Raw genomic sequence first — 15,225 nt, forward strand, 5'->3', positions numbered from 1 at the left:
GGGTTTGTTCCACAACAATGCTGCTCCTGGAACAAATCACGGTTGAAAGGGATTCATTTCCAGTCGCCACACACGGGATAGGAAGCTTGGACTGGAAAAGCGCGTTCACCGGAAATCCGGCCGGCCGACGGCGTCGGACAAGCCGGCCGATAATAAAGGAGGCGGAGAATGTCTGGCGCAGCGCGCCCGCGCGGCATTTGTCCTTCCTGGTGGACGCAGCCGCCTATTATGCTTGTCTCGACAGTACGTTCGACCAGGCGGAAGAGCAGATCTGGATCACCGGATGGGACTTCGATCCGCGCATCAAGCTCAGACCCGACGACCCCCAAGCGGAATCGCTCGGTAGCAGGCTCGAGCGCCTCGCTGCACAAAAGCCGAAACTGAAGATCCGCATTCTCGTCTGGGCGATGGGACCGATCTATTCGGGAAAGTCGCTCAGGCTATTTCGCAAGCAGCAATGGGCGGCCCATCCGCAGATCGAACTTCGCTTCGCGAGCCATCGGGCGCTGCGCGGGTCGCATCACCAGAAGCTCGTCTGCATAGACGACAGCATCGCCTTTGCCGGGGGCATCGACCTGACGGCGCGCCGTTGGGACACGCCGGAGCACGCGGCCGAGAACGAGTTGCGGCGTGATCCGGACGGAAAACCCTATGATCCGGTACATGACATCCAGGTGGCGCTCGACGGCGAGGCGAGCCGCGCCATCGGTGATCTCTGCAGATCTCGCTGGAAAGCCTCTACGGGCGAGGAAATCGAGGCGCCGCCCGCGAGGGCGCTTGCATGGCCGAACGGCGCGGTGCCGGTGCTCGAGGGTTGCCTGGTCGCAATCGCCCGCACGGAGCCGGGCTCCGGCAAAAGGCGCGGCCGCCAGGAGGCGCTGCGGCTGACCCTGGATGCCTTGCGCAGTGCGCGACGTCACATCTACATCGAAAACCAGTATTTCGCATCGGGAAGAATCGGACAGTTGCTCTGCGACCGGCTGCAGGAGCCTGACGGCCCGGAAGTGGTGGTCATCACCACCCGCAGCTCGCATGGGCTTCTGGAACGCATCGTCATGGGAGGAAACCGCGACCGCCTGGTTCGGCGGCTCAAGCGGGCCGACCGCTACGGCAGGCTCAGGGTCGCCTACCCGGTCGTTCCCGCGGCCGACGGATCCGAGCAGGAGGTGATTATCCATTCCAAGGTGGTCGCGATCGACGATCGTTTTTTCCGCGTCGGCTCGTCGAACTTCAACCACCGCTCGGCAAGCCTCGACACCGAATGCGACGTCGCCGTAGAAGCCGCCGACGAAGGACAGCGCGCCGCCATTGCCACTGTCCGCAACGGCCTGATCGCAGAACATCTCGACATCGAGGCGGACGACGTCGAGAAGGCACTAAGGGAAACGAACTCTCTCGTCGCCACCTTGGACAGGTTGAACACGCGCCGGCGCGGCATACGCGCCTTCGATGGGATCGATGACGACGGCGCGACCAGTCTCATCTGGGGCACGGAGATCGTCGACCCGCAGAGGCCGATCCGACCCTTTTACCGCACGCACAAGCTCGTGAGGCGCTGGATCGGTCAGCTTTTCGCCTTGCTCGCCAGGCTCTTTTCATCATCTCGACGGGCGACGAACTCCGCGACCGAAAGCAAGATCAAGCCGAGCGGCAGCGGCAGGAAGAAATAGATCGCCCGAAAGGCGATCAGAGCGCCCAGGCTCGCCGAACTGCCAAGCAGAAATGCGATCGTCGCCTCGAGTACGCCGATGCCGCCGGGGACATGGCTGACGATCGCGGTGACGCCGGCCCCGACATAGGCCATGGCCGTATCGATGAAACTCACCTCCTGGAAGGCGCTGAGCAACTGATGCAACGCTGCGCTGACGCAGAGGAAGTTGGCGACTCCGACGACGACCTGCAAGGCGGCAATCCCCACCGAGGGCATTTCGAAAGTCCAGCGAAAGATGCGAACCGAGCCCCGCAGAAAATAGGCGAGCAGGACGTAACCAGCCGCGGCCGCGATGCAGGCAGTGCCTAACAGAAAAGCGCCGGTCGTGGAAAATCCGGTAAGGCGCGCGGCACCCGCCGGCACGATCAGAAAACAAAGCCCGGCCAGTGTGACAAGGCCGAGGCCGACGGTGACACCGCAGAAGAGAATGACCTTCGCCACCTCTTCGGCGCTCAGCCCCCAGCGCGAGTAGAACCGGTAGCGGACGGCACCGCTGCTCAAGGCCGCACCGCCGACATTGTGGCCGATCGAAAGGCTGGTGAAGGAAGCGATGGCGATTTGCGGATAGGCGAGCTTCCGCCCGACATAGCGGATGGCGAGGGTGTCGAAGAGGGTCAGGCAGAAATAGGAGAGAAAGACGAAACCGATGCCCACCAAGAGATTCCGGGCCGGAATCCGCATGATCGAATCGACGATTTCATGAAAGCTGTGTTGGCTGAGGGTCCGATAGATCAACCAGCCCGCCACGCAGATACCGGCAGCGATGAACAATCTCGCTAGAATTTTTCTGGACATCGGCCCTCCCTTGCGCACCCACCGGAACGAAAAGCAGATGCTGCGTGTTCCGAAGGCGATGCGACAGCGGATACGTTTCCTCACCTACAACGTTCACAGCTGCTTCGGCACCGACCGCAGGCTCGATCCCGCGCGCATCGCCGCCGTCATCGCCGAGTGCCAGCCCGACGTCATCGCATTGCAGGAGGTCGACGTCGGCCGCGCCCGCACCGGCGGAATAGACCAGGCCCATATGATCGCCACGCATCTCAACATGGAAGCCGAGTTCCATCCGGCTCTCCACCTGGAGGACGAGAAATACGGAGACGCCGTTCTGACGGCCTTGCCTATGCGGCTGATCAAGGCAGCACCCCTCCCCTCGTCCGGCGAGCCTCGAGGCGCACTCTGGGTGGAGATCGACGTCGCCGAAGTCAAGCTTCAGGTGATCGTGACGCATCTCGGATTGCGCGGCGCCGAGCGCCTGCGCCAGGCGACCGCCCTTCTAGGCCCCGGCTGGCTCGGAGGAATGGCCCAGGGGGACGCTCACGTGGTCCTGGCAGGCGATCTCAACGCCACGGGGCGTTCGACCGCCTACAGGCTCCTGGCCCGACAGCTCAGCGACGCGCAACTGCTGACCGGCGCCAAGCCGCGGCCGACTTTTCCATCGCGATTGCCGCTGCTGCGCATCGATCACGTGCTGATCGGCAAAGGCATAGAAGTGGCTTCCTGCAGGGTACACGGCAGCACGCTGGCGCGAAGCGCTTCGGATCATCTTCCGCTGCTTGCCGAGCTGGACGTAGTGACGCGAGACGAAAAGCAGGAGGCCTGAAACGACAGCGCCGCGCATCTTGTCGGAGGCGCGGCGCTGCCGGCAGGTCCCGCAGGATTCTCGGCTGAACGGTTTCAGTGTTTGGCCGTCACGTCCCGCTGGTCTCGCTCCAGGAATCTACGCGTGATCTCACCGGCGTTCTCAGCCAGCCACTCGGCCATCGCGATTTCCTGCTGCAGGATGCTCTCGCAGACCCGCTTCGTCTCCTGATCGCCCGCCTGTTCGGCTGCGGCGATGAGAATCCTGTAGCTGGCGATTTCCATATGCTCGAATGTATAGCTGGCCAGCGTGCCCTTGACGACTTCGTCACTGACGAAGAGGCCGCTCAGGCCTTGCCCGAAGGCAACGATCTTCCCGCTGATATCCTTGATGCTCGAGGTTCCGCCGTCGAGCCGTTCGAGGCAGCGCTCGAGCATGGCCGCCTGGTCCTTCGTCTCCTGCAGGTGGCGGTCGATCCTGGTCTTGAGTTCTGGATAGTTTTCCAGCCGGCTCGATTGGCTGGTGAGCATCGTGATCGCCTGCTCTTCCATCGCATGTGCATCCCTGAGCCAAGCCACAAGGTGTTCGTTCGCAGTAGCCATCGGATATCCCTTTCTTTTCGCGCGTCCTCCAACCGGCGATTTCCCGAAATGTTCCTGCAGAACGGCGCGTGATCGCGTCACCCTGCGGCTTCGGAACAATTCGACGCCTTGGTGATTGGAGGCCGGAAGACCGCAGGTTTCGCGGTTCGGTCTCGACAATCGTCGGAAGGTTCACATGTCCAAGATCCTGGCTGCAGCAGTGATCGTCGCCCTGGTGGTGATTGCGGCGCTCTGGATGATGTTTCCTCTCGACCAGTCGGCCGAATCGGGGCAACCGCCGCCGCATGCGATCGACCAGTCGGAGTAGCACATGCACGAAGAGCTCAAGATATACCGTCTGTCGCCGCTCGCCGAGCCCGACGATCCCAACTGGCAGAATGCCAGCTACCAGGGCGAGGTCGTGGTGGCGGCAAGGTCGAGCGGCGATGCCCGCATCGTCGCAAGCGAGGCGGAGCTCGATTTCCTCGAGATCGACGCCAAGCCGGCGGAAGGGGTGACGACCGACATGGCCAGCGCGTTTCGCAGCGAGAAGCTCTACACCGTGGTCGAGGAGGGGCCGGCCCCCGACGGCACGCAACGCGGCGTGCTGCGCGGCGAGGTGAGCGTCGCCAACATCATCTCGACGCAGCTTTAACGCACCAATTCACGAGTCACAGGCCGAACGGGAACGTATCCGGCACGCCCGCTTTTATGTGTTCCGCGCCGAGCGGTTCGACCGGTGTCGTCTGATCGAACCAGACGAAGGCGTCGAACTGCCGGGGCAGCGAGGCGTGGGCATAGTGGCTGAAGCGTTCCGTGTCCGGCCGGTAGATCACGCCGATGAAGCGCTCGAGCCTCGGCTTGAGGAGACCGTCGCGCAGACGCGCGTGGCGTGCGAAGTCGATGAGGAAGCGCTCGACCCCTGAGTCGTGCATCATGCGCTCGTAGCTTCCTTCGAGCGACGGCCGGATCGGCTTCACCTCCATTTCGCCGCCCCAATCGCTTGCGGCAGCCACATGACCACCATGCGTGCCGAAGCCGATCAGCGCTGCCTGATCGCCAAACCGCTCGCGGCAGAGCTGACCGATGTTCAACTCCTCGCGGGCCGTGCCCATGTCGGTATGGCGGGCATCGCCGATATGGGAATTGTGCGCCCACACCACCGCCTTCGAGCGAGCGCCGCGTGCATTCAACAGATGCTCGAGCGTCGCGAACATATGGGTGTCGCGCATGTTCCAGGAGTCGGCCCCGGCATAATACATGATGCGGTAATACCGCTCGGCCGAGGCAACGAGGCGCGCGTTCTGCACCGCGTCGAGAAGCTCGTCGCCGCTGTCGCGCCCGGCTTCGAGCTGCCTCTCCAGGAGTTCGCGGCATTGCTTGACGACGGCCTCTTCGCATTTGCGGAAGCCCGCGGTCATGGCCGCACGGCCATAGGTCGACGGCTCGTTCTGCCAGGGGGTCAGGCAACCGTAGCGCTCGCGGGCGACCGCGGCGGCCTCGGGATCGGTCTCATCGAGATACCGGAGAACCGCGGCAATGGAGCCGCGCATATTGTAGATGTCCAGGCCGTAGAAGCCGGCCCGGCCGGACAAGCCCCTGCGGCCGTTATGTTCGCGCATCCACTCGACGAAATCCATGACTTCGCGGTTGCGCCACATCCAGGTCGGGAACCGCTGGAACGGCGCGTCGAGACGCATGCCTTGCGTTCGATGTCGGACATAGCGGTCGACCGCCGCCGCATCCGGCCAATCCGCTTCCACCGCCACGATCGTGAACCCGTGTTCCTCGATCAGGCGACGCGTGATGGCTGCGCGGGCGCGGTAGAATTCCGACGTGCCGTGGCTTGCCTCTCCGAGCAGCACGACCCGCCGCCCGGCAAAGCGATCGAAAAGCCGCCCGAAGGCAGGATCGTCGAGATCGGGCAGCGGCTCGGCCGCCTCTGCAACCATCTCGGGCAGCGTGGGCGCCGGTCTGACCCCTGCCCGGGATTGAACCCGCTCCTCATGCCAGCCATATTCGCCGACGAGCGGCACGAATCTGACCCCGCCGAGGTCCTGCTCCTCGAATGTCGTGGCGTTGACGCGCGTGACCTTCAGCAGCCGCTGCTCCTCCGGGGGGCCGACGGGTATGACGAGATGGCCGCCGAGGTCGAGCTGCTCCTTGAGCGCATGCGGTATCTCGGGACCTCCGGCAGCGACCAATATGGCGGTGAACGGTCCAGCCTCGGGCCAGCCGGCCGTGCCGTCGCCGACACGCACATCGATATTGCCGTAACCGAGCTCGGCAAATCGTCTCCGGGCGACCTCGGCGAGGCCGGCATGGCGCTCGATCGTATAGACATGTGCCGCGATCCGGCTCAGCACCGCCGCCGCATAACCGGATCCGGTCCCGATTTCGAGCACCGTATCGCCCGGCTGGACTTCGGCGCGTTCGATCATCAGCGCCACGATATAGGGCTGCGAGATGGTCTGGCCATGGCTGATCGAGAGGGCCGAATCCTCATAGGCGAATTCCTCGAAGCCCGGATCGACGAATGCCTCCCGCGGGACGACGCCCATCGCCTCGACGACGTATCTGTCCCTTATTCCCCGTCGCGAGAGATGCGACGTGATCATCCGTTCGCGGGCGCGGGAAAAATCAATCATGGCGGAAGCCTTCCTTGCGTTTCGTCGCAACCGCCGCGCCAGATCGTGGCATTGTTTCGCCAAGGGGCGTGGTGACCTGGCTCCTTTCGGGCGGCCGGGTTGCTTTGCGGACCCTGACGGCAGCGTCAGCCGTGCCGCGGCAGCGGCACCTCCCTTTCGCTACAGCGCCGGTCGGCTGAGGCGTTCGCGTTCGCGCTCGATCTCGTCGAGGCTATAGGGACCGGAGGCGGTGTCGAACCGGGTCCAGCCATCCTCCGTATAGGCGCGGCGCCGGACCGATATGTCGACGGCAGCGCGATTTCTTAAAATCCCGTCCGCCTGCGCGACCAGGGGCTCCTCGGTCCTGACCACCACCAACGTACCGCCTCGGCGCACGCCCTCGGCGTAAAGATGCGCATCCTCCTCCTCGATCCCGGAATTGGTGAGCGAGCCGATGATGCCGCCGGCCGCACCTCCGGCGAGAGCGCCGGCCGCCGCGCCTGCGGCGGTCGACGCCAGCCACCCAGCCGCGACCACGGGTCCGACCCCAGGTATGGCCATCAGGCCCAGGCCGGTCAAAAGCCCCAGCGTGCCGCCGCCCACGGCGCCCAGACCCGCACCTGCTTCGGCACCGCTCGCCGCACCGGAGCCGTCGCCCGAATAGCGGTCGCCCGCATTGTTGGCGACGATGCTTATATCTTCGGAAGGAAACCCTGCCGCCTCCAGATCGCTCACGGCCCCTCGGGCTACCCCGTAATCGTCAAACAGCCCTGCCACGGTTCTCATCGTCTTCTTCCTTGATCTCTAAAGCGCGACTACGTTGCCCTGAAAATCGAGAGCGACGGAAACGGATTTGCCGTCCTTCATCGCGGTTGCCCGCCAGATACCCTTGTCGTCGAGCTTCAGCTCCTTGACGTCCGAGTAGCCCGCCTCCTGCATCCGTTCCAGTGCCTGGGCTTCGGTGAAGCTGTTCTTGCCGGGGACAGGTGCCGTCGGGTTCTGCGTGTCGGGAGTGGCAATGGCCGGGGTATTGCCGGCCGTCTGCGCGAAGGCCGGTCCTGCGGCAGCGTTCAACAGTACCGCAACGCCGAAGGCGATGTTCTTCATGGCCTTTCCTCTCGAGCCTCAACCGGCCAACCAAACCGTCCGGGCCGGATTTGGTTCCGCCGGCAGCCGCCGGCATTATGGGAAGGAAAGCGGGCCGGGCGCCCCGGCTTTGAAGGTCCGGACGGAACTTTTATCGCCCTTCCCCGGTTGCATCCGCTCTGCTGCCGGTTTCGGTACAGCGCTGGAGGATGCGAGATGGCTACGAACGTAAAGGACGGCAAGACCGCCAAGAGCTCGAAAGGGACGCATGGCGGGAATCGTGCAGGCGATCAGGCGAAGAAGGACGACGTCAAGAAAAGCAGCCAAGCGGCCGGCAAGGATCCGAACCGGGACAGCCGCTGAACGGCTGGCACGACGACCACGAGGCAGGAACTGAACGGAAGGAGCGATTATGCTGAAGTGGGCACTGATTTTCTTCGTCATTTCACTGATAGCCGGGTTCCTCGGATTTTCCGGCGTTTCGGCCGCGACGGCGGGGATCGCGAAGATACTCTTCTACATTGCGGTTGTAATCTTCCTCGTATTCCTCGTACTGGCACTGGCCGTCGGAGGTGCCGTGACCTGAGCCTGTTGGGATTCGGCCGCCCGCGGCGGCTTGTTTGATCGCCTCGTCCCTGTGCTCGTCACAGGGGTGCAGCCAGACCAAGTCCTTGGGCTGAAAGAGCGCTTCCCGCGCCGCAGACGCGGCGCTGCTGGATCCGTGTGACGAGCACGGAGATGAGGATGAGGAGAGGTTGCAGTCCTCCGAAAAGTTCCTGCAGCGCCGCGCGTCTTCGGAGGTCGCTGTAGCACTCCGTCTCACAGCCGTCCGGAATGCGCGGTCTCAATTAAAAGGCGTTTCACTGCTTCAATGAAGCAGTGAAACGCCTCGGGAACACAATACTGCTGCGGTCAGTGCAAGCTCTTGGAGTGACTGCGCAACATTGATCTTGCCTCCATCGCCGAACTCGGCCGCATGGCTGCAACATATTGCTCGGTCAGCTCCAACATGGCGAGCGCGATTTCCTGCCATGACCAGCCCGCTTCCTCGGCCAGCGCGGTAAAGACCAGGAACTCGTCCTCCATTGCGCGCTGACACTCAAGCTCCCGGCTGTTTTGCTGGGTGTGGATGGTGGGGCTGATGACAGGCATATGCTCCTCCCTCAGCGGCGCATCGATAGACACGCGCAGTCGCTGTAGCGCTTTGTTTTACCTAATGTTTCCGCCCTTCGCTTCGGCTTCGGGCGCTCATGCGGTAGCTGCCAGACAAACGCCATGACGTGGCCGGCGGTTCCATCACGTTCGCACCTTGGTGCTTCCCGGCTAAAATGGCGGACCCAAAGTGCGGGGGCGCGAGGGGATGCAATCCCACACCTTAGGGCAAGCGGAACTTCCGAAAGACTGGCGTGTTGTCAGGGAAGTCTCGTTCACTTGGATGACCAGCATGACGTCAATGCCCCCGCGCTCCCCTTCGGAACACCCGTCCGAGCCGCTCGCGCTGCCGCGTCTCGTCGACGAGGAGGCCGAAGCATTCGTTGCCGAGGCGATTGCCGAGCTGGGCCGGTCGCAAATTCCGTTCCTGATCGCGGGCACCTTCGCCGTCAGCGCCCATACCGGCATTTCGAGGCCAACCAAGGATCTCGACGTCTTCTGCAAGCCCGGCGATTACACCCGCATCCTCAATCATTTCAAGTCCCTCGGATACGCCGTCGAAATCGAGGACGATCGATGGCTAGGCAAGGTCTTCAAGGGAAAATCCTTCTTCGACGTCATCTTCTCCTCGCCTAACGGAACCATGATGGTCACCGACGCCTGGTTCGCCAATGCTCTGTTGACAGAGATCGGTGCCTCCACCTGTGCGATCGTCGCGCCGACGGAACTCGTCTGGTCCAAGTCCTTCATCCAGCTTCGCCACCGCTACGACGGCGCCGACGTCGCGCACCTGATCCTGAAGGCACATGACCGAATCGATTGGGCAAGATTGCTCGGATACATGGAAGCGCACTGGGAGGTCCTGCTCATCCACCTCCTGAACTTCCGATGGATCTATCCCTCCGAGCGCGACAAGGTCCCGCTCTGGCTGATGGACGAGCTTTTGAGCAGGCTGGCGGCGCAGAGAGACCTCCCAGTGCCCCTGACGAAGATCTGTCGCGGCCGGATGTACTCGCGGCCCGACTACGAAATCGATGTGAAGGAATGGGGTTTCGCCGATGTCGGAGGCGACGCCGACGTCAGCGCAGAAACTGAGGATACGGAGTCATGAGCAAGTTGAAGGTGGCCGCCGTGGCGGACCTGCATGTGAAGGAGGACCGATCGGTCTCCTATACCGACCTCTTTGCGGAAATCTCGCGCGCCGCGGACGTGCTCGTGATCGCCGGCGATCTGACGGATCTCGGCAAGCCTGCGGAGGCGGAGCTTCTCGCCGCCGAGCTGAAGTCCTGCACGATCCCGGTCGTCGCCGTGCTCGGAAACCATGATCATCAATGCGATGCCGTGGAGGAGGTTTCGTCGATCCTCGTCAGGGCGGGTGTGCATCTTCTCGACGGCCAGAGCGTCGAAATTTCAGGCGTCGGCTTCTGCGGAACCAAGGGTTTCATCGGCGGCTTCGGCCGGTATATGCTGGGCGCCTTTGGCGAAGCGGCGATAAAGACCATGGTCGGAACCAGCGTCGACGAAGCCATCCGGCTGGAGAACGCCTTGAGGGCTACCAGGGCGGAGCGCGCGCTCGTCGTTCTGCATTACGCGCCGATCCCTGAAACCGTTGCCGGAGAACCGAAGGAAATCTATCCGTTTCTCGGGTCGTCGCGGCTCGCGGAGACGATCGACCGCTTCAAGGTGAGCGCCGTCGTTCACGGCCATGCGCACAAGGGCGCCTATCAGGGGCAGACGCCCGGCGGCGCCCCCGTCTTCAACGTCGCCGCCCATGTGGAGAAACCGACGGGCAGGCCCTACGCCATGCTCGAACTCTGAGCCGTTTCGGACCTTTTCAGGATAAGTGTGTAGCGGTTTTCGTCCGGAAGCGCGCAGCTTCAAAGGAGTCCTGTTACGGCCTCAGGACGACCTTGATGCAGCCGTCCTTTCTTTCCGCGAAGGTCTTGTAGAGTTCGGGGCCGTCGTCGAGCCCGCCGCGGTGGGTCACCACGAAGGACGGATCGATCTCGCCCTTCCGGATGCGGTCCAGGAGCAAAGGCAAGTAACGCTGAACGGGGGTCTGGGCCATCCGAAGCGTCAGGCCGCGGTTGATCGCCGAACCGAGCGGCACCTTGTCGAGATAACCGCCATAAACGCCGACGACGGAAACCGTGCCGAAATTCCTGCAGCAATGGATCGCCTGCCGCAATACATGCGGCCGGTCCGTTCCCATGAAGGTCGCCACCTTCACGCGGTCGACAAGCGAATCCAGGCTTGCCCGGCTGTCGGCCTCCGTTCCCACGGCGTCGATGCAGGCATCTGCGCCCCGGCCACGGGTGATCTCCATGATCCGGTCATAGATATCCTCCGCCATGTAGTCGAGGGTCATGGCGCCGGCGGACTCCGCAAGCTTCAGGCGCTCCGCGATCGTATCGATGGCGATGACCCGTTCGGCGCCGAGCAAAAAGGCTGACCGGATCGCCATCTGCCCGACTGGGCCGCAGCCCCAGATCGCAATCGTCTGCCCGGGCTCGATGTTGCAGAACTCCGCCGCCATGTATCCGGTGGGGAAAATATCGGAGAGGAAGAGCGCCTGCTCGTCCGTGAGTTCGTCGGGAACCTTGATGGGCCCGACATCGGCGTGCGGCACGCGCAGATACTCCGCCTGTCCGCCGCTATAGCCACCGAGGAGATGGGAGTAGCCAAAGAGGCCCGCGGGTGAATTGCCCCAGAGCTTCGCCGCCTTTTCCCGGTCGGGATTGGTTCGCTCGCAGGCGGAATAGAAGCCCTTCCGGCAGAAGAAGCACTCGCCGCAGGCGATGGTGAACGGAACGACCACCCGATCGCCGACCTGCAGGCCGGTCGCGCCCTTGCCGACCTCCACGACCTCGCCCATGGTTTCATGGCCGAGGATGTCGCCATTCTCCATGGATGGAATGAGGCCGTGAAAAATATGAACGTCCGATCCGCAAATCGCACAGGCGGTGACCTTGATGACGGCATCGCGGTCATCCTCGATCTTCGGATCGGGCACGCTCTCGCAACGGATATCGCCTTTGCCGTGCCATGTCAGGGCTTTCACGTCGGAGCTCCTTTTCGATCGCTGGAAGAAAAAGAAAAGGACGGGCGCTGCTCGTCCTTTCATTTCCTCCAAACACGGAGCCCGGGCGGGTGTTCCCCTGGAGCCGGGGCGATCACGCGACGAGCACGAAATCGCCCGCGGTCAGGCCCGGCTGCGTCGAAAGCACGGCGAACTGCACGGCCGCATGACCGGAAAGGCTGCCATCGGCGTCGTAGTAGAGCGCACCGCTCGTCGTGTCGTAGATGATTTTCTGGTTCACGTTCTGCGCATCGGTTGCACCGGCCGCCGCGTAGAACTGCGTCGCCGCCAGCGTCCCGCCACTCAGCGTTGTGAAGACACTCTTCGAGAGGAAGAGCCTGTCTCCGGCGGTGAAATCCACGACCGTGTCGACATTCCCAGCGCCGAGAGCGAAGTCGAACTGAAAAATGTCCGCGCCCGCACCACCGAAGAGGGTGTCGCTTCCGCCGCCGCCCGAAAGAAGGTTCGCGTTCGCGTCGCCGCTCAGGCTGTCATTGCCGGTCCCGCCCCAGATGTTCTCGATGTTGCGGATCGTGTCCTCGGCCACCCCCCCGACCGTGACGGTCGTATAGCTGGCGCCGTCGAGTGCGACGGACACGGATGCGCTCTTGTCGCGGTAGCTCGCGGTATCGGAAGCCGCCCCGCCGTCGAGAATGTCCGCTCCGCCTCCGCCCGTAAGGACGTCCTTGCCGTCATTGCCGTTGAGGGTGTTGGCGAAGCCATCGCCCGTGAGCTTATCGTTGCCCTTGCCGCCGAACACATTCTCGATATTGCGAATGGTATCTTCGGCGACGCCGCCGACGAAGACGAAACTGTCGCCGGCTCCCAAAAGCGCCACCTCGACAGACGCCGCCTTCTCACGGTAATCGGCAGTATCCACGCCTGCGCCGCCGTCTATGAAATCGGCGCCGAGAGCTCCCCGGAACATATTGTTCGCGGCGTCGCCGACAAGCGTGTCGTCACCGGACCCCGAGAGTATGTTTTCCACACCGCGGATGGTGTCTTCGGCTATGCCGCCGACGAAAACGACCGCACTCGCCGTGCCGTTCAGCGTGACGGAAATCGCATCGGTTTTCTCCAGGTAGTCGGCGGTGTCGACGCCATTGCCGCCGTCCAGCACGTCTTTGCCGAGACCCCCTCTCAGCGTGTCGGCGCCGTCATTGCCGATAAGAACATTGGCCAGACTGTCTCCGGTGAGCGTGTCGCCGGCGGAACCGCCGGAGATGTTCTCGAAATTGCTGATCGTGTCCTCGATCACGCCGCCCACCTTGACGGTCATGGGGTTGGCCCCATCGAGAGTAACGGAGACTGACTTGGTTTTGTCGCGATAATCGACCGTATCCACACCGGTGCCACCGTCCAGACGGTCGGCGCCCGCACCGCCGCGGATCGTATTGCTGTTGCCGTCGCCGGTCAGCACGTCAGCGCCGGCGCCGCCGAAGATGTTTTCGATGTTGCGGACCGTGTCCTCAGCCAGGCCGCCGACCGTCGCAATCGCGTTCGCCGCGCCCGCCAGCGTCAGGACGATACCGGCCGTCTTGTCGCTGAAGTCGGCCGTATCGGACCCCGCGCCGCCGTCGATGGTATCCTGTCCACCACCGCCCTTGAGAATGTCGCCGCCGCCGCCGCCCAGGAGGACGTTGGCCTGCGAGTCGCCGGTCAGCACGTCCGCGACGGCGCTGCCCGTGACATTCTCGATATTGCGCAGCGTGTCCTCCGCAGCGTTGCCAACGATCAACTTCGCGTCGTTGGCGCCGTTGAGCGTCACCGCGATCCCCTTGGCTGAAGCCGAATAGTCGACCGTGTCGTTGCCCGCCCCGCCGTCGAAGAGGTTCTGGAACCCGTCGCCTGCGAACACGTCATTGCCCGAGCCGCCGATGACGTTCTCGATGTCGCGCAGAGTATCCTCCGCGACGCCGCCGACGAAGACCGTCACAGGATTCGACCCGGCCAGTGTCACGACGACCGATGCCGTCTTGTCACTGAAGTCGGCCGTGTCGCTGCCGGCACCTCCGTCCAGAAGGTCGGTGCCAAGGCCGCCGCGGAACGTATTCGCGGCGTCGTCACCGGTAAGCTGGTCGTTGCCGGATCCGCCGTTGATGTTCTCGATGTTGCGAACCGTATCCTCGGCCGTCCCGCCGACGGTTGCAACGGCATCGGCCGCCCCGTTGAGGGCCAGCACGACCGATTGCGTCTTATCGCTGAAGTCAGCGGTGTCGCTGCCGGCCCCGCCGTCCAGCACGTCGGCACCGAGACCTCCGCGAAACGTATTGGCGGCCGCATCGCCGGTGATCATGTCATCTCCCGAGCCGCCGACGATGTTCTCGATCTTCGCGATCAGATCCTCGGCAACGCCGTCAACCGTTACCATGACCGGCTTGCTGCCGTTCAGCGTCACGGCGATTGCAGCGGTCTTGTCGCTATAGTCGGCGGTGTCGCTGTCTTCGCCGCCGTCCAGGGTGTCCGCGCCCTCTCCTCCCTTGAGCCAGTCGTTGCCCCGCGCGCCTGAGAACTTATTTCCCTCCGCATCGCCGATGAGCATGTCGTCCGTCGACCCGCCGACGAGGTTCTCGATATTGCGGATCGTGTCCTCCGCGACGCCGCCGACGAAGACCGTCGCTGCATTCGCGCCGTTGAGCTGCACGAAGACGGAGGACGTCTTTTCGCGGAGATCGAAGGTATCAACCCCGTTGCCACCGTCTGCTGTGTCGTTGCCGGCGCCCCCGAAAAGCGAGTCGTCGCCGTCGCCGCCGTTGAGAATGTCGTTCCCTGCTTCGCCGCGAAGCACGTTGTTCCGGTCGTCACCGGTCAGCACGTCGTTGCCCGACCCGCCATAGACGTTTTCGAAATTGCTGATCGTGTCCTCGGCGATACCGTTCACGAAGACGGTGGCGGGTGTCGCGCCCATCAGGGTGACGACAACGGACTGGGTCTTGTCGGTATAGTCGGCCGTATCGTTGCCGGCGCCTCCGTCGAGGACGTCGTTTCCGCCGCCGCCTCGGAACAGGTTGTTTTGAGCGTCGCCCGTAATAGTGTCGTTGCCGGAGCCCCCGTAAACGTTCTCGATGTTGCTGAGAGTGTCCTCGGCCGCGCCATTGACGAAGACCGTCGCGGCGGTCGCACCGGTCAGGGTGACTACGACTGAAGTCGTCTTTTCGCGATAGTCGACCGTGTCGACGCCCGCGCCGCCGTTGATCACGTCGGCGCCTCCCAGTCCCTGGATGAGATCGTCACCGCCCAACCCGCTAATCACGTCGTCTAGATCAGTGCCGATGAGGACATTGTTTCCGGATGTGCCGGTAATGACTGCCATGGGAATTCCTCCCTAAAATCTCCCGGCGGGGCCTGTGTATTGCGCCCGACGCTTCGAGGATTGCTGACCTGGAGCATTGCCGCCCTTTGTCCAA

General features: G+C 63.4%; 16 protein-coding genes. 8 read left to right on the forward strand and 8 right to left on the reverse strand.

What is annotated here, in order from left to right; genetic code table 11:
* Positions 1 to 17 precede the first annotated feature (17 nt).
* Positions 18 to 1,670: a phospholipase D-like domain-containing protein gene (locus CN933_RS10650; protein ID WP_102761461.1), complete on the forward strand. Its 1,653-nt coding sequence runs from the start codon at positions 18 to 20 to the stop codon at positions 1,668 to 1,670.
* Here CN933_RS10650 and CN933_RS10655 read toward each other — a convergent pair.
* Positions 1,565 to 2,506 (reverse strand): lysylphosphatidylglycerol synthase domain-containing protein, encoded by a 942-nt coding sequence (locus CN933_RS10655; protein WP_102761462.1) that lies wholly within the window; start codon positions 2,504 to 2,506, stop codon positions 1,565 to 1,567. The genes CN933_RS10650 and CN933_RS10655 overlap by 106 nt on opposite strands.
* Before the next feature lie 10 nt (positions 2,507 to 2,516).
* Between CN933_RS10655 and CN933_RS10660 the strand changes: the two genes are divergently transcribed.
* Entirely contained in the window at positions 2,517 to 3,314 is a 798-nt protein-coding gene (locus tag CN933_RS10660; RefSeq protein WP_180980710.1) for an endonuclease/exonuclease/phosphatase family protein, read from the forward strand.
* A 74-nt stretch (positions 3,315 to 3,388) separates the two neighbouring features.
* Here the strand turns inward: CN933_RS10660 and CN933_RS10665 are convergent, their stop codons facing one another.
* Positions 3,389 to 3,895: a ferritin-like domain-containing protein gene (locus CN933_RS10665; RefSeq protein ID WP_100670916.1), complete on the reverse strand. Its 507-nt coding sequence runs from the start codon at positions 3,893 to 3,895 to the stop codon at positions 3,389 to 3,391.
* 175 nt (positions 3,896 to 4,070) lie between these two features.
* Between CN933_RS10665 and CN933_RS32225 the strand changes: the two genes are divergently transcribed.
* Together CN933_RS32225 and CN933_RS10675 are read left to right on the forward strand one after the other, a co-directional pair.
* Positions 4,071 to 4,202 carry a hypothetical protein gene (locus tag CN933_RS32225; RefSeq protein ID WP_280951567.1) on the forward strand — a complete coding sequence of 44 codons (132 nt, stop codon included), beginning with the start codon at positions 4,071 to 4,073 and terminating at the stop codon, positions 4,200 to 4,202.
* 3 nt (positions 4,203 to 4,205) lie between these two features.
* Positions 4,206 to 4,529 carry a hypothetical protein gene (locus CN933_RS10675; protein ID WP_018095948.1) on the forward strand — a complete coding sequence of 108 codons (324 nt, stop codon included), beginning with the start codon at positions 4,206 to 4,208 and terminating at the stop codon, positions 4,527 to 4,529.
* 16 nt (positions 4,530 to 4,545) lie between these two features.
* On the opposite strand, the gene CN933_RS10680 is transcribed toward CN933_RS10675, so the two are convergent.
* The 3 genes from CN933_RS10680 to CN933_RS10690 all read right to left on the reverse strand — a co-directional run bounded on the left by CN933_RS10680 (position 4,546) and on the right by CN933_RS10690 (position 7,608).
* Positions 4,546 to 6,522, reverse strand: coding sequence for a protein-L-isoaspartate(D-aspartate) O-methyltransferase (locus tag CN933_RS10680; protein ID WP_102761464.1), 1,977 nt, complete (start codon positions 6,520 to 6,522; stop codon positions 4,546 to 4,548).
* Positions 6,523 to 6,681: 159 nt separating this feature from the next.
* Positions 6,682 to 7,287, reverse strand: coding sequence for a general stress protein (locus tag CN933_RS10685; RefSeq protein ID WP_102761465.1), 606 nt, complete (start codon positions 7,285 to 7,287; stop codon positions 6,682 to 6,684).
* 18 nt (positions 7,288 to 7,305) lie between these two features.
* On the reverse strand, positions 7,306 to 7,608 hold the full coding sequence (locus tag CN933_RS10690; RefSeq protein WP_102761466.1) for a PepSY domain-containing protein: 303 nt from the start codon (positions 7,606 to 7,608) through the stop codon (positions 7,306 to 7,308).
* Positions 7,609 to 7,803: 195 nt separating this feature from the next.
* On the opposite strand from CN933_RS10690, the gene CN933_RS10695 reads away from it, so the two are divergent.
* Together CN933_RS10695 and CN933_RS10700 are read left to right on the forward strand one after the other, a co-directional pair.
* The gene (locus CN933_RS10695; protein ID WP_100671595.1) at positions 7,804 to 7,950 is read left to right on the forward strand and encodes a hypothetical protein; all 147 of its coding nucleotides are present in this window, start codon (positions 7,804 to 7,806) and stop codon (positions 7,948 to 7,950) included.
* A gap of 49 nt (positions 7,951 to 7,999) precedes the next feature.
* On the forward strand, positions 8,000 to 8,173 hold the full coding sequence (locus CN933_RS10700; protein WP_102761467.1) for a DUF1328 domain-containing protein: 174 nt from the start codon (positions 8,000 to 8,002) through the stop codon (positions 8,171 to 8,173).
* 326 nt (positions 8,174 to 8,499) lie between these two features.
* On the opposite strand, the gene CN933_RS10705 is transcribed toward CN933_RS10700, so the two are convergent.
* Positions 8,500 to 8,739, reverse strand: coding sequence for a hypothetical protein (locus tag CN933_RS10705; protein WP_018095954.1), 240 nt, complete (start codon positions 8,737 to 8,739; stop codon positions 8,500 to 8,502).
* Positions 8,740 to 8,947: 208 nt separating this feature from the next.
* Between CN933_RS10705 and CN933_RS10710 the strand changes: the two genes are divergently transcribed.
* Both CN933_RS10710 and CN933_RS10715 read left to right on the forward strand, forming a co-directional pair.
* Positions 8,948 to 9,850, forward strand: a complete 903-nt coding sequence (locus CN933_RS10710; protein ID WP_018095955.1) for a hypothetical protein — start codon at positions 8,948 to 8,950, stop codon at positions 9,848 to 9,850.
* On the forward strand, positions 9,847 to 10,557 hold the full coding sequence (locus tag CN933_RS10715) for a metallophosphoesterase family protein (protein ID WP_102761468.1): 711 nt from the start codon (positions 9,847 to 9,849) through the stop codon (positions 10,555 to 10,557). Before CN933_RS10710 ends, CN933_RS10715 begins: the two co-directional genes overlap by 4 nt.
* Before the next feature lie 73 nt (positions 10,558 to 10,630).
* Here CN933_RS10715 and CN933_RS10720 read toward each other — a convergent pair whose 3' ends face one another.
* Positions 10,631 to 11,800 carry a zinc-dependent alcohol dehydrogenase gene (locus CN933_RS10720; protein ID WP_026168697.1) on the reverse strand — a complete coding sequence of 390 codons (1,170 nt, stop codon included), beginning with the start codon at positions 11,798 to 11,800 and terminating at the stop codon, positions 10,631 to 10,633.
* 112 nt (positions 11,801 to 11,912) lie between these two features.
* Positions 11,913 to 15,131 carry a calcium-binding protein gene (locus CN933_RS10725; RefSeq protein ID WP_102761469.1) on the reverse strand — a complete coding sequence of 1,073 codons (3,219 nt, stop codon included), beginning with the start codon at positions 15,129 to 15,131 and terminating at the stop codon, positions 11,913 to 11,915.
* Between the last annotated feature and the right edge of the window lie 94 nt (positions 15,132 to 15,225).

It is taken from the genome of Sinorhizobium sp. M4_45 (genome assembly GCF_002885915.1).
In the GTDB taxonomy this organism is placed as follows: Bacteria; Pseudomonadota; Alphaproteobacteria; order Rhizobiales; family Rhizobiaceae; genus Sinorhizobium; species Sinorhizobium meliloti_A.